Below are 12,557 nucleotides of genomic sequence, written 5' to 3' on the forward strand. Positions count from 1 at the left end.
GTCCAGGGTGATATGAGCAGCCGGTGCCAAGGCACGACCTCCCTGTGTCGTCGCACGGTTCGGTGGTATGTGTTTGTACAACGTTGTTCCAACGTAGTAAACGGGGGCTGAGCCGGTCGATACCGTGCCGTTACGTTCCACGGCGCCGGTACGGCCGGAGCACGAGACCGGCTCCGTGACAGGAGGGGGCGCCCATGTGGGCCCGCTCGCATGATGTGACATATCGCGACGGCCGCGGCAGGACTCCGCTGCCGCGGCCGTCCGGCACGCGCCGCGTGGGCGGCCACCGCAGGGTACGGGTCGGGCGCGGCCCCCGTCTGCGGGATACTTGCCCCTGTCATGGGGGATGCGACGAGCGGGCGGCCGGCACGGCCGACAGGACCGGCACGGCGGACGGATCGCGCGCGGCGCGCGCTCGACCTGAACGCGCCCGCGGTCGGCGACAGGTTCCGGCTGTTCAACTTCACGCAGCGCGACGACTACATCGTCTACCTGTGGGTGCTGCGGGCGATGGACCGGCTGCGGGCCGTCCACCGGGTCCGGGTCGACACCGACGACGTGGCGGCGGCCCTGGCCGAGCTCGCGCCGGCCCACGACGACGTCCCCGAGCCCGGCGCGTCCCTGCGCGACCGGCTGGACTCGCTGGCCGCCGACCGCATCATCCACCGGCTGGAGGACGCCTCTCGGGCCGGGTCCCTGGCGCGCTACCGCAACCGGCAGTCCGTCTACCAGTTCAGCGAGCTCGGCTACCGGGCGTTCCTCGCCGTCGAGGACGTGCTCGCCGCGCGGGTCGAGGACGCGAACCTGTCCCGGCTGGTGTTCTCCGACATCCTGGACGACCTGCGGTCGCTCGCCGAGGCGAACCGCGCCGGCGACGAGCGGCAGGTCTACCGGCGGCTCTCCCGGCTGGACCAGGTCATGGAGGACATGGTGCGCCGGTCCGCCCACTTCCACGTCACCCTCGGCGAGATCGTCACCTCGACGGAGGCCTCGCCGGAGCTGCTCCCGCGCTACCGGCTTCGTCCGTAGTGCTCCGGCCTTCACTTCAGGCCGGGGGTGAAGCGGACTCTCCCGCGTAGTGGGGCGGGGAAAGCCGATCCGCCGCCAAGGCGGATCGGCGTCTGGTACGGTGAGCCGGTCAGGTACCGCCGGGCGGGCGGGAACGGGGCCGGAAGGCTCGAAAGCCTGTGGAGACCCAATAAGACCATCCCCGCGATGGCTCAGGTCGGTGAAGCAGGAAGCCACAGAAGTGCCGCATGCGCGGCAACAGGCTGAATCCCCGGCCCTTCAGGCCGGGGAGCGCGTCAAAAGAACGCCCTGCTCACGCACATGAGCGACTTCATGGCCGAGCTTGACCGCTACCTGCCCCGGCTCAACCGGGCTGTGCGGCACGTCGAGGCGAGCGGCGCCGCCACGATGCTGACCCGGGCGGCTGCCGCCAGACGCCGCCCACGCGCTGATGGCCGCGGCGTTCAACGTCGGATCGGCTCGGCATCTGGGCGGCGCGCACGACGACGCCGAGCAGATCTCGCCCCGGGCCACATGGTGGGAGGCGCCCGGCATCGAGGTCGCGCTCACGCAGTTCCGCACCGGGCGGCAGGCGGGCCCGGGGCTGCCCCAGCCCGTCCGGGTGGACACGCGGATGCGGGCGGATCTGCGGCGGCGGCAGGTCGCGGCCCGGGCGGCCGAGCGCGCCGCCGCCGACAACCTCGCGCACGGCGGCGCCCACGACAGGGCCCTGGACGAGGCCGAGACCCGGGTGCTGCTCACGCTGCTCACCCGCGCGCTGGAGGCCAGGACGGTCGTCTCCGGGCGGCTCGGCTCCGGGGCGGGAAGCGAGGGCACCGTCGTCATGCGGCTGGTCCCGGATCCGAAGGGCAGCGCGGTCCGCACCCCGCACGGCGTCCTGCACCTGCCGGGGTTCTCGCTGCGCCTGGTCCCGCGCGCCGGGGGCTCCGATGGCTGAGCCGCGCGCGGCCGCGGACGTCGCCCCCGGCGACCTCGGCACCTACCAGGACGCCGTCCGGCTCGTGCTCACCAGCGACCTGATCACGGCCGTCCGCCCTCGGCCGGGGATGCTGGACCGGGTGCTGCCCTGGGCCGACCAGCTCACCCGCGACTTCCGCGACCTGTTCGGCTACACGCTCATCGCGACGACCCGCCAGGTGCGGCTGATCCGCCGGTTGGACGCCCTGGACCCCTCACACGGCAAGATCTTCACCAGCAGGGCGGGCAGGCCGTTCGACCGCAGGCGGCTGGCCTACCTGTGCCTGATCCTCGGTTCCTTCCAGCGGTCGCGCGTCGAGATCAGCCTGGCCGACCTGGTCCGCCTGTTCGCGCCGGTCGCCAACTCGATCGCGGGCCTCGGCTTCGACCCGGTGGTCCCCGGCCACAAGGGCGCGGTGGTGGACGTCGTCGGCTGGCTGGTCGAGCGCGGGGCGCTGACCCTGTCGGACGGCTCGGCCGAGGCATGGGCCCGCGACGAGGGCGGCGACGCCCTCTACGACGTCGACCACGACGTGTGCGCGGCCCTGTTCAGGCCGCCGCGGCCCGTGCAGCACCTGACCAGCGCCGCGGGCCTGCTCGACGGCCTCGGCGGCTCGCCCGAGGCCCGGGTGCGCAGGCTGCTGCTGGAGCGCCCGGTGGTGTACTACGCAGACCTGGACGCCGAGGCCGCCGCCGTGCTGCGCCGCGACGACGTCACCGACAACCTCGCCCGGCTCACCGGCCTGGTCGTGGAACGCCGGGCCGAGGGCGTCCTGCTGGCCGACCCGGGCGGGCGCTTCACCGACAAGCCGTTCCCCGGCAGGGGCGGGGTCGTCAACCGGGCGGCCGGACTCCTGCTGGCCAGGATCGCCGACCTCCTGGAGGAGGACGCCCTGGCGTGGGCCGAGCCGCCGGTCGAGTCCGAGGTGCAGGCGGACCTGCTCGCGCGCGTGGACGCCGCGCTTCCCGAGGCCGGGGTCGTCCGCGACCTCGCGTGGTCGCCGCCCGAACGCGTCCCCGCCCCGCCGTCCCGCCCCGAGCCGCTGGCGTTCCTGGAACGGCACCGGCTGGAGGAGCTGATCCAGGAGCTGTACGAGAAGTTCGGCGCGGCGTCCTTCACCGGCGCCTGGCAGCAGGACCCGTACGGCCTGCTCGACGCCGCGCTCGCCCTGCTCGCCGACCTCCGCCTGATCCGCCCGGTGCCCGGCGGCGCCCACGTCCTGCCGGCCGCCGTCCGCTACCGCAACATCACCCTGGCGATCCCGTCCCCGGCCAAGGGCCAGCTCGACATCTTCGAAGCAGGCGCCCCGGCCTGACCAACGGAGCCGGTTGTAGACGATCGAACACAGAGCCGTGCGTCATGGCCATGTGGAATCTCACCCCGTCTCACTTCAATATCAGTCCGGGCGGAGGGCCTTCAACGTCGCGGCGAACCGGGTGCCGGGTGCCTGTGCCGCGACGTGGCAGGCGTCGGCGAAGGTGTCGACGTCACGCAGTTCGGGCATGAGGGCCACGCTCAGCCCCGCCTGGCGCAGGCGCTGGAGCTGGGCCGCTCCGGTGCCCGCCTGCGACATGGGCACTCCGAGCAGCAGCGCGGGGTCGGGACTGCGCAGGCCGAGGAGCCAGAAGCCGCCGTCCGCGGCGGGGCCGTACACCGCGTCATGCCGGGTGAGCGCGTCGGCGGCGGCCTCGAGCAGGGCCGGGGTGAGCTGAGGGGTGTCCATGCCGATGAGGACGGTGGGCGCCGCGCGCAGGAGAAGCGCGTCGGTGAAGGCCGCCGCGAGCCGCTCGTCCAACCCACGCCCGCGTTGCGGGATCACCGTGAAACCGGCAGGCAGCCAGGGGCCCGGCAGCCCTTGGAGGGCGAGTACCGGGTGCGGCACACGGGCGGCCGCCACGGTGTGCAGAGTGTCCTCCAGGGCGGCGGCCGCGAGCCGGGCGGCCTCCGCTCCGGTGCAGGGCGGGCAGAGCCGGGTCTTGACCTGGCCGGGCACCGGTTCCTTGGCGATGACCAGGATCCGCGTCACGCCGTTTCCCGCATGACCCGCCGCATGTCGCCGATGGCGCGAACGGTGCCGCGTACCGTGCCGGTGACCTTGGAGCGGCCCGCGCGCGGAAGGTAGTCCACTTCTGCCTCGGCGATCCGCCACCCGGCCGCGGCGGCGCGTAGCACCATTTCCAGCGGGTACCCGAACCTGCGGTCACGCAGTTCCAGGGCGATGAGGTCGGCGCGGCGCGCGGCGCGCATCGGGCCGAGGTCGTGCACCACGGCTCCGGTGCGCCGGCGCAGCCGGTGGGCCAGCAGAGCGTTGGCCGCACGCGCGTGCGGCGGCCAGGCCAGCACCGACCGGGCGATCCGCCGGCCGAGCACCAGGTCGCCGTCTCCGGAGCGTACCGGCTCGGCCACGCGCGGGAGCTGTCGCGGGTCGAGGGAGGCGTCGGCGTCCATGAAGACGACGATGTCGGAGGTCGCGGCCAGCAACCCGGCATGGCATGCGGCGCCGAAGCCACGCCGCGGCTCCACGAGCACCCGCGCCCCGAGCCGGGCTGCGACCTTCACCGAGTCGTCCGTCGACCCGTTGTCCACGACTATGGGCTGGTATCCGGTCGGCATGCGTCCCAGCACCCAGGGAAGGGCGGCCTCCTCGTCCAGGCACGGCAGGACCACGTCGATCTCCATGCTCCGACGCTAAGGGAGGGAACGTCTGGAGATTCTTACGGAGTGGTGACGCCGCCCTCAAAATAAGCCCAGTTCAGACCCGCTGTCCTACTGTTGCGGAGTGGCGGAGAGATCGGATCGGGGGACGCCCGGCACCCGGCAGGCCCACCCTGCCGCCGCGGACGGCCGCTGGACACGTGTGGCGCTCGCCTGGTGGGGGGCGTTGATCGCCTTCTGCTTCGCGCTCGGCGCGGTGCTGCACGGGCTGGGCGTGCTGCGGATCGATCATTTGCCGCCGCTCCACGCCCATTTCCGGGTGCCGGCCCTCACGCTGCTGCCGGCGGCGGTCTTCGCCGCAGTCGCCGTGCGGGTCCTCCCGGAGCTGGTCGGGCGGGGCGGGTTCGGGCGGGCGTCGCTCGTCGCCTACGGCTTCGCACTTGCCTGGACCATCGTGCTGGCGGTGTCGGCCGACGGACTGGCCGCGCCGTTCACGCACCGCCAGGAGTACCTGGCGGTGCTGCCCGCGGTGGGCCACGACCCGCTCGGCTGGCTGGCGACCTTCACACAGCGGCTGCCGGAATACCCGACGCACGTGCGGGGGCATCCGCCGCTATCCGTGCTCGTGGTCTGGGCGTCGGCCGCGGTGGGACTGGATGGGCCCCTGCGGGCGGCGATACTGGTGGTCCTCGTCGGCTGTTCGGCCACGGTGGCGATCGGATTGACCGTACGCCGCCTGGCGGGGGAGGAGGCGGCCCGGCGGGCGTTGCCGTACCTCGCCCTCACCCCGGTCTCGGTCTGGATCGCCACCACGATGGACGCCTTCTTCGCGGGCGTCGGCGCGTGGGGCGTCGCGCTCCTGCTGCTCGGCCGGGGTACCGCGGCCAGGACGTGGTTCGCGGCCGGTGCGGGGGTGCTGCTGGGCGCTCTGCCGTACCTTAGCTACGGGCTGGTCCCTTATCTGGTGATCCCGGTGACCGTCGCCCTGCTGGTCCGGCTGCCGCGCTCGGCGCTGCTCGCGGCCCTTGCAGGGGCGGCGGCCGTGACGGGCGTGTTCGCGGCGGCGGGTTTCTCGTGGCTCGCCGGGGTGGCGGCCACCCACGCGGAGTGGGCGGCCGACCCGGGCGCGGCCCGCCCCTATCTGTACTTCCTGGTGGCGAACCTGGCCGTCCTCGCACTGATCACCGGCCCGGCCACCACCGCGGGGCTCGTCCGCGCGGCACGCGAGCTCACGACGGGCCGCCTCGCCGCCGTTCCACCCGGCCGCACACCCCTCCACGCGGCCGTCGTCGTGACCGAGGCGGCGCGCCGTCACGGCACCGCAGCCGTTGTGGCGGCGGCCCTGGTGGCGGTGCTGGCGCTGGACGTCAGCGGGGTGACGCGGGGGGAGGTGGAGCGCATCTGGGTGCCCTTCGCCGTGTGGATCGGCCTGGCGGCGGCGTACGCGCAGGGGCGCCGCATGCTCGCCGCGCAGGTGGTCACCGGCCTGCTGTTGCAGGGGCTGGTCGCCTCTCCCTGGTGACGCGTCCCCGCCGGGGCCTCACGTGGGCGGGTCAGGCCAGAGGAGCGCCGGCGAACTCCTTCATGCCCTCGGCGAAGGTGGTGCGCGCCCGGAAGCCGAGGTCCTCGGCGGCCAGGCCGGGTGAGGCGACGATGTGACGGACGTCGCCGAGCCGGTACTCGCCGGTGACGACCGGGTCCGGGCCGCCCCGCTCGGCGGCGAGCGCGGCGGCCATCTCGCCGACCGTGTGCGGCTCGCCGCTGGCGATGTTGTACGCGGCGAGGGCTCCCGGTGTGCCGCCGGACAGGGCGGCGAGGTTCGCCCGGGCGACGTCGCGGACGTGCACGAAGTCACGCCGTTGCCGGCCGTCCTCGAACACCCTCGGCGCGCGGCCCGCCTCCAGCGCGGACCGGAAGATCGCCGCCACGCCTGAGTACGGCGTGTCCCTGGGCATCCTCGGCCCGTACACGTTGTGGTAGCGCAACGCGACCGCTGTGCGGCCGGTCTCCCGTGCCCAGTTGGCGGACAGGTGCTCCTGGGCGAGCTTGGTGGTGGCGTAGGCGTTGCGCGGGTCGGCGGGAGCGTCCTCGCCGATCGTGACGGGCGCCACGGGGCAGCCGCACCGGGGGCAGCGCGGTTCGAAGGACCCCTGTGCCAGGTCCGCGGCGGCACGTGGACCCGGCCGCACCCTCCCGTGCCGGGGACACTCGTAGGTCCCCTCCCCGTAGACGACCATCGAGGACGCCAGCACCAGCCGCCCGGTGCCATGCCTCGCCATCGCGGCGAGCAGTACGGCGGTGCCATAGGCGTTGACCGACGCGTATTCCGGCAGATCGGCGACGTCCACGCCGAGCCCGACCTTGGCGGCCAGGTGCACCACCGTCTCCACGCCGGGGAGCACCCGGTCCAGGACGGCGGCGTCGCGCACGTCGTCCCCGTTCCGCAGGTCGATACCCCGCACGTCGTGCCCGGCCTCCTCCAGCGCCTCGACGACATGACTTCCGATGAACCCGGCCGAGCCGGTCACGAGTACCCTCACCCGGCCGACGGTAGGCCGCGTTCCACCGGCCGGGGCGCGATGGCCCAGGAGCATTCGAAGGCCGTAAGAATTCTTGGCCGACAGCGGCAACTGATGCCCGAACCCACCGGCGCGGTGGCCCAGACCGTTCCCCGGCTCCGCGCGGCACTGCGAGGACGGAACCAGAGGACACGGCCGAGCAGGGCGACCGGGTGAGGCGAGCCGGTCCGCGGGTGCGGAGCACGCCATCCTCGACGCCGTCGCGACCCTGCCGGCCGACCGATGAGAAGGCGCCCGGCTCTTTCCGCTGCTCTCCCTTGAGGAAAGCCGTTCCCCCGGAAACAGAGCATGACGGAAAACAGAAAGTAGTTCGACTTTGGCCGAGGGCCTTTGCGGTGAGAACAGGCAGTAGTCAGCGGCCGGCCCGTCCCTGCGCCGGCTTCGGAGGAATCATGTCGGATGCGTCAGACGGGCGCCGCCGCCATCCAGGTGAACGTGCTGGACGCGGAGCCGGCGCCCGGCTGAGGGCGTACATGCGGGGCCGGGAACGTCCGCCGGGCCCGTTCCGGCCGGAGTTCTGGCGCAGTCCGCTGCGTGGCCCGTGGCTCACATCGGTGTTCGGGCTGGTGCTGCTCGTCGGGCTTCCGCTCGTGGCGATCACGGGCCTGATCTCGTACGCCGCCTATGATCCGCGGCTGCCGGGCAACGACATCACGCCGGAGAGAGGGCTGTTCGGCTTCTACCTCTTCGACTGGCCGACCAGCCCGGTCTGGCTCTACCGCGTCACCCAGGGCGTGCACGTCATCCTCGGCCTGACGCTGGTGCCGATCCTGCTGGCCAAGCTGTGGTCGGTGATCCCCAAACTGTTCGCCTGGCCGCCGGTCGGCACCCCGGCGCAGGCGCTCGAACGGACCGGCCTGCTCCTCCTGGTCGGCGGCGCGGTCTTCGAGTTCGTCACCGGCATCCTCAACATCCAGCTCTTCTACGTCTTCCCCTTCTCCTTCTACCCGGCGCACCTGTACGGCGCGTGGATCTTCCTGGCCGCGCTGGCGGTGCACATCGCCGTCAAGCTGCCCCGGCTGGTCACATCCCTGCGATCCCGCGGCTTCCGCCGGGAGCTGCGCACGTCCCTGCGCGACACGCGCCCGGAACCGCCCGACCCCGACGGCCTGGTCGCCGCCGCTCCGGCGCCGCCGACCCTGTCACGCCGGGGCCTGCTGGCCTTCGTCGGCGGCGGCTCACTGGCCGTGCTCGGCCTGTCGGCAGGGCAGACGATGGACGGCCCGATACGCGGCACGGCGCTGCTGGCCCCGCACGGGCGGTACTACGGGCCCGGGCCGAACGACTTCCAGGTGAACAAGACGGCGGCGAGCGTGGGCGTCCTCGCGGCCGAGACCGGCCCCGAATGGAGGTTGACGGTACGGGGCTCCCGTCAGGTGCGGCTGTCGCGTGCGGAACTGCTGGCCATGCCGCTGTACACCTACCGGTTGCCGATCGCCTGCGTGGAGGGATGGTCGACCGAACAGGTGTGGACGGGCGTGCGGCTGACCGACCTGGCACGTTTGAGCGGGGCGGACGGCAGCGCGGGCGTCTACGTCCGCTCGCTGCAGAGGGGTGGCGTGTTCAGCCATGTGTCGCTGAGCCCGGGCCAGACGACAGATCCCCGCTCCCTGCTGGCGCTGCGGGTCAACGGAGCCGACCTGTCGCTGGACCACGGGTTCCCCGCCCGGATCATGGTGCCCAACGCTCCCGGCGTGCACAACACCAAATGGGTGCGCGAGCTCGACTTCCGGGCTCCGCCATGAGGGGCCGCGTCAGCGAGGCGCGCCGGCGGGCGCGAGAGCGCTACGGCGCCGGCCTGTGGCACCTGTTCGCGTTGCTCGCCTGCTTCGTGGTGGCCGCCTACGCCCTCACCCGCGTCATCGCCGCCGGGATCCTGCCGGGTTTCCTGCTGTGGTTCCTCGGGGCCGTGATCCTGCACGATTTCGTCGTGCTTCCCCTCTACTCCGGCGCGGACCGCGCGCTCAAGCGCCTTCCCCCGGCGGCCGATCGGCGACAGGGGCCGTCGATCAACTACCTGCGGGTACCGGCGGGCCTGTCAGGGTTGCTGCTGCTCATCTGGTTCCCCCTCATCCTGCGCGCGTCCGAGCACAACTACCGGAAGGCGACGGCCCTGAGCACCGCTCCGTACCTCGGCCGGTGGCTGCTGGTGACCCTGGCGCTCTTCGCGGGATCCGCACTCGTCTACGTCGTGCGTCGCGCCGCCGGCGGCCGCCGGACCGGCAAGGCGCACCGGTGAGCACCCGGCCGATCGGCGACTACGCGCTGCTGTCGGACTGCCGGTCGGCCGCCCTGGTGAGCCGCGACGGCTCGGTGGACTGGCTGTGCGTGCCTCGCTTCGACAGCCCCGCGATCTTCGCCAGGCTGCTCGACGACGATGCCGGTCAATGGGCGATCTGCCCGGCCTGCCCGGCCGAGGTCACCCGCCGCTACGTTCCCGGCACCCTGGTGCTGGAGACCACCTTCCGTACCCGTGGGGGCACCCTGGTCCTGACGGACGCGCTCGCTCTGGGCGCCGGGGAGCGCGGGCACGACCTGGGAGCGTCATCCGCCGGGCTGCTGCTGCGGCACGTGACCTGCGCCGAGGGCAGTGTGCCCGTGGAGATGACCTACACGCCGCGTCCGGAGTTCGGTCTGGTCCACCCGCTGATGCAGCCGGTCGGCGGCGGTCTGATCGCGCGCGGCGGCGCGACCGTGCTGACCTTGTCCAGTCCGGTGGAGTCGCGGGTCAGCGGCTCGGTCGCGGGCGCCACCGTCACCTTACGCGCCGGGCAGAGCCTCGGCTTCGCCCTGCAGGCCGGCTGGGCGTGGGACCCGGATCCGCCGTGCCGAACCTCCCGCGAGGTACGGCGCAGGGTCAAGGACACCATCCGGGGCTGGCGCTCCTGGTCACGGCTGCACGAGAACTACGAAGGTCCCTGGCGGCACCTCGTCGAGCACAGCGGCAGAGTGCTGAAGGCGATGACGTACACCCCCACCGGGGCCATCGTCGCCGCGGTCACCACATCCCTGCCCGAGTGCATTGGCGGGGAGCGCAACTGGGACTACCGCTACACCTGGATCCGGGACGCCAGCTTCACCCTGCAGGCCCTGTCCACCGCCGCCTGCGAGTTCGAGGAGACCGCTTTCTTCGGCTTCCTGGCACGTGCCTCGGCCACCCAGCTCGATCGCGGCGCCGACCTTCAGATCATGTACGGCGTCGGCGGCGAACGCGACCTGAGCGAACGGCGTCTGCCGCACCTGCGCGGCTGGCGGGGCAGCTCTCCGGTGCGGGTGGGCAACGACGCCTGGCGCCAGGCCCAGCTCGACGTCTACGGGGAGTTGCTGGACGCCGCCCACGAGACCTACTGCGACACCGGGCCGTTCGAGCCGTTCACCCGTGCGATGCTGGTCGGGGTGGCCGAGGCCGCCGCCCGCCGCTGGCGGGAGCCGGACCGGGGCATCTGGGAGGTCCGCGGGCCCAGCCGGCACTTCACGCATTCCAAGTTGATGTGCTGGGTCGGGCTGGACCGGGCCATCGGGCTGGCCCCCGTGCTGGGAGCGGGCGGGCGCGTCGGCGAGTGGACGCGCGTCCGAGAACAGATCCGCGCCGCGATCCTGAGCCAGGCGTGGAACCAGAGGATCGGCGCCTTCACACAGACGTTCGGCGGCACGGACCTGGACGCCGCGCTGCTGGTGATGCCGTTGGTCGGATTCCTCGCCCCCGGCGATCCACGGGTGCGCTCCACCGTGCGCGCCATCGGCACCCGCCTCGTCGACCCGCGTGGCCTGGTGCACCGCTATCGCGCCGCCGACGGGCTCGTGGGACAGGAGGGCACCTTTCTGCTGTGCACCTTCTGGCTCGCGCACGCCCTGGCCCTCACCGGCGAGCGGCCCGCGGCCGGACAAGTGTTCGAGACCGCCGTCTCATACGCCAATGACGTCGGCCTGCTCACCGAGGAGGTCGACTCGGCCACCGGAGAGCCGATCGGCAACTTCCCGCAGGCTCTCAGCCACATCGGCCTGATCAACGCCGCCCGCGCGATCTCGTCGGCGGGCCCCTCACCCGGCCGCGTGACCGGCTGACGGGCCCGCCCATCCGAGGGGCACCGTCGAGCCCGCGGCGGATCACCCGGCCCTCCAGGTTGGTGGTGGTGCCGTCCTCCTCCGCCCACTGGGTGACGGGCAGGACCACGTCGGCCGGCTCCGCCGTCTCCGACGGCACGATGTCGGCGACCACGAGCAGGTCCAGGCCCCGCAGGCGGCCCCGGACGCGTGAGGCGTCCGGGGCCGACACCACGGGGTCGCTGCCGAACACCAGCAGCGCCCGCATGGCGTCCGAGGTGAGCAGCTCGTAGGCGGGAAGGCCCGGCGCGGGCAGGGAGTCGGGGGAGACGCCCCACACCTCGGCGACGTGCGCCCGGGCGGCCGGGTCGTCGATGCGCCGGTACCCGGGGAGCTGGTCGGCCTTCTGCCCGTGCTCGCGCCCGCCCTGGCCGTTGCCCTGCCCGGTCAGGCAGCCGAAACCGCCGTCCGCGCGGCCGGGCAGGCCGAGGGCGAGCGCGAGGTTGATGAGCGCGAGGACGGTGGCGGTGCCCTTGCTGTGCTGCTCGGCGCCGCGCGCGGTCAGGATGTAGGTGGCGCGGGACTCGCCGAGCAGGCGGGCGGCCGTCCGCTGCGCGGCCACCGGCACGCCCGTGATCCGCTCGACCCGCTCCAGCCAGTACGTGGGGGCGCGGCTGCGCGCCGCGGGAGGCGCCGACGCCGCCGCCTCCAAACTGGAACGGCTCCTGCCCGTCACATCCCACGCCTGAGCGGCCGGCGGGGATCACGTTCGTCTCACGCGCCGGGCAGGCCGGCGTTGATCCGCTGCACGCAGGCGCGGACGGCGGCCAGCAGGGCGTGGCGCTCGGCCTGCGGGACGCCTTCGAGCATGCGATCCTCGATCTCGTCGGCGATCTGATCGCACGTGGCCGTGACCTTCAGCCCCTCGGGGGTGAGCCGGGTTTCGAGCACGCGCTGGTTGTCGTCGGACGGCGTGCGCGAGACGAGGCCGGCGTCGAGGAGCGAGGCGAGGACCTGGCTCATGGCCTGGGGGGTGACGTACGCGCGGCGGGCGAGCTGGGCGTTGCTGAGGCCGCTGCGCGCGCGGAGCACCGTCAGCGTCGCGTACTGGTGGGGGGACAGTCCGAGCGGTTTCAGCCCCTGCTCGAGCTCCCGCTGGATGCCGCGATCGAGGCGGCCGATCGCGTACAGTAACCGCAGTTGCTGTGGGGAGACGGCATCGTCCATCTTCCTCTCCGAGGGCTTCGACACGTAGGGAAGGTACAACGGCGGGGCGCGCTGATCGTCGCACG

The 12,557-nt window shown here is 73.2% G+C and carries 11 protein-coding genes and 2 pseudogenes; 8 read left to right on the plus strand and 5 right to left on the minus strand.

The features are described from left to right. Positions 1 to 339: 339 nt before the first annotated feature. The 4 genes and pseudogenes from AB0M95_RS10670 to AB0M95_RS10685 all read left to right on the plus strand — a co-directional run bounded on the left by AB0M95_RS10670 (position 340) and on the right by AB0M95_RS10685 (position 3,302). Positions 340 to 1,029, plus strand: a complete 690-nt coding sequence (locus AB0M95_RS10670) for a DUF2397 family protein (protein WP_363761941.1) — start codon at positions 340 to 342, stop codon at positions 1,027 to 1,029. Positions 1,030 to 1,317: 288 nt separating this feature from the next. Continuing rightward, positions 1,318 to 1,429 (plus strand): annotated as a pseudogene (locus AB0M95_RS10675) (hypothetical protein); the annotation flags it as partial. Positions 1,430 to 1,459: 30 nt separating this feature from the next. Beyond that, on the plus strand, positions 1,460 to 1,966 hold the full coding sequence (locus AB0M95_RS10680; RefSeq protein ID WP_363761943.1) for a DUF2397 family protein: 507 nt from the start codon (positions 1,460 to 1,462) through the stop codon (positions 1,964 to 1,966). Beyond that, a complete protein-coding gene (locus tag AB0M95_RS10685; protein ID WP_363761945.1) occupies positions 1,959 to 3,302 on the plus strand; it encodes a DUF2398 family protein in 1,344 nt (447 codons plus the stop codon). Before AB0M95_RS10680 ends, AB0M95_RS10685 begins: the two co-directional genes overlap by 8 nt. 81 nt (positions 3,303 to 3,383) lie before the next feature. Here AB0M95_RS10685 and AB0M95_RS10690 read toward each other — a convergent pair whose 3' ends face one another. Both AB0M95_RS10690 and AB0M95_RS10695 read right to left on the minus strand, forming a co-directional pair. Then, a complete protein-coding gene (locus tag AB0M95_RS10690; protein ID WP_363761947.1) occupies positions 3,384 to 4,013 on the minus strand; it encodes a TIGR04282 family arsenosugar biosynthesis glycosyltransferase in 630 nt (209 codons plus the stop codon). Next, positions 4,010 to 4,666 carry a glycosyltransferase family 2 protein gene (locus AB0M95_RS10695; protein WP_363761949.1) on the minus strand — a complete coding sequence of 219 codons (657 nt, stop codon included), beginning with the start codon at positions 4,664 to 4,666 and terminating at the stop codon, positions 4,010 to 4,012. Before AB0M95_RS10695 ends, AB0M95_RS10690 begins: the two co-directional genes overlap by 4 nt. A 100-nt stretch (positions 4,667 to 4,766) precedes the next feature. On the opposite strand from AB0M95_RS10695, the gene AB0M95_RS10700 reads away from it, so the two are divergent. Then, positions 4,767 to 6,164 (plus strand): hypothetical protein, encoded by a 1,398-nt coding sequence (locus tag AB0M95_RS10700; RefSeq protein ID WP_363761951.1) that lies wholly within the window; start codon positions 4,767 to 4,769, stop codon positions 6,162 to 6,164. A gap of 31 nt (positions 6,165 to 6,195) precedes the next feature. Here the strand turns inward: AB0M95_RS10700 and AB0M95_RS10705 are convergent, their stop codons facing one another. Continuing rightward, the gene (locus AB0M95_RS10705) at positions 6,196 to 7,182 is read right to left on the minus strand and encodes an NAD-dependent epimerase/dehydratase family protein (RefSeq protein WP_363761953.1); all 987 of its coding nucleotides are present in this window, start codon (positions 7,180 to 7,182) and stop codon (positions 6,196 to 6,198) included. A gap of 431 nt (positions 7,183 to 7,613) precedes the next feature. On the opposite strand from AB0M95_RS10705, the gene AB0M95_RS10710 reads away from it, so the two are divergent. The 3 genes from AB0M95_RS10710 to AB0M95_RS10720 are packed head-to-tail and all read left to right on the plus strand — an operon-like array spanning position 7,614 to position 11,286. Further along, complete coding sequence (locus AB0M95_RS10710; RefSeq protein WP_363761955.1) at positions 7,614 to 8,966, plus strand: molybdopterin-dependent oxidoreductase; 1,353 nt, start codon at positions 7,614 to 7,616, stop codon at positions 8,964 to 8,966. Beyond that, positions 8,963 to 9,460: a hypothetical protein gene (locus AB0M95_RS10715; protein WP_363761957.1), complete on the plus strand. Its 498-nt coding sequence runs from the start codon at positions 8,963 to 8,965 to the stop codon at positions 9,458 to 9,460. The genes AB0M95_RS10710 and AB0M95_RS10715 overlap by 4 nt, the downstream gene beginning before the upstream one ends. Continuing rightward, positions 9,457 to 11,286, plus strand: coding sequence for a glycoside hydrolase family 15 protein (locus AB0M95_RS10720; RefSeq protein WP_363761959.1), 1,830 nt, complete (start codon positions 9,457 to 9,459; stop codon positions 11,284 to 11,286). Before AB0M95_RS10715 ends, AB0M95_RS10720 begins: the two co-directional genes overlap by 4 nt. Before the next feature lie 34 nt (positions 11,287 to 11,320). Here AB0M95_RS10720 and AB0M95_RS10725 read toward each other — a convergent pair. Together AB0M95_RS10725 and AB0M95_RS10730 are read right to left on the minus strand one after the other, a co-directional pair. Next, positions 11,321 to 11,926 (minus strand): annotated as a pseudogene (locus tag AB0M95_RS10725) (molybdopterin-dependent oxidoreductase); the annotation flags it as partial. 113 nt (positions 11,927 to 12,039) lie between these two features. Beyond that, positions 12,040 to 12,516 (minus strand): MarR family transcriptional regulator, encoded by a 477-nt coding sequence (locus AB0M95_RS10730; RefSeq protein ID WP_363761961.1) that lies wholly within the window; start codon positions 12,514 to 12,516, stop codon positions 12,040 to 12,042. Between the last annotated feature and the right edge of the window lie 41 nt (positions 12,517 to 12,557).

The organism is Sphaerisporangium sp. NPDC051017, from assembly GCF_040683095.1.
Classification (GTDB): Bacteria; Actinomycetota; Actinomycetes; order Streptosporangiales; family Streptosporangiaceae; genus Sphaerisporangium.

Excerpts from the sequence above, each read along its gene's own strand:
- AB0M95_RS10670 (WP_363761941.1), top strand. The coding sequence starts at position 340 with ATGGGGGATGCGACGAGCGGGCGGCCGGCACGGCCGACAGGACCGGCA.
- AB0M95_RS10680 (WP_363761943.1), top strand. The coding sequence starts at position 1,460 with ATGGCCGCGGCGTTCAACGTCGGATCGGCTCGGCATCTGGGCGGCGCG.
- AB0M95_RS10685 (WP_363761945.1), top strand. The coding sequence starts at position 1,959 with ATGGCTGAGCCGCGCGCGGCCGCGGACGTCGCCCCCGGCGACCTCGGC.
- AB0M95_RS10695 (WP_363761949.1), bottom strand. The coding sequence starts at position 4,666 with ATGGAGATCGACGTGGTCCTGCCGTGCCTGGACGAGGAGGCCGCCCTT.
- AB0M95_RS10710 (WP_363761955.1), top strand. The coding sequence starts at position 7,614 with ATGTCGGATGCGTCAGACGGGCGCCGCCGCCATCCAGGTGAACGTGCT.
- AB0M95_RS10715 (WP_363761957.1), top strand. The coding sequence starts at position 8,963 with ATGAGGGGCCGCGTCAGCGAGGCGCGCCGGCGGGCGCGAGAGCGCTAC.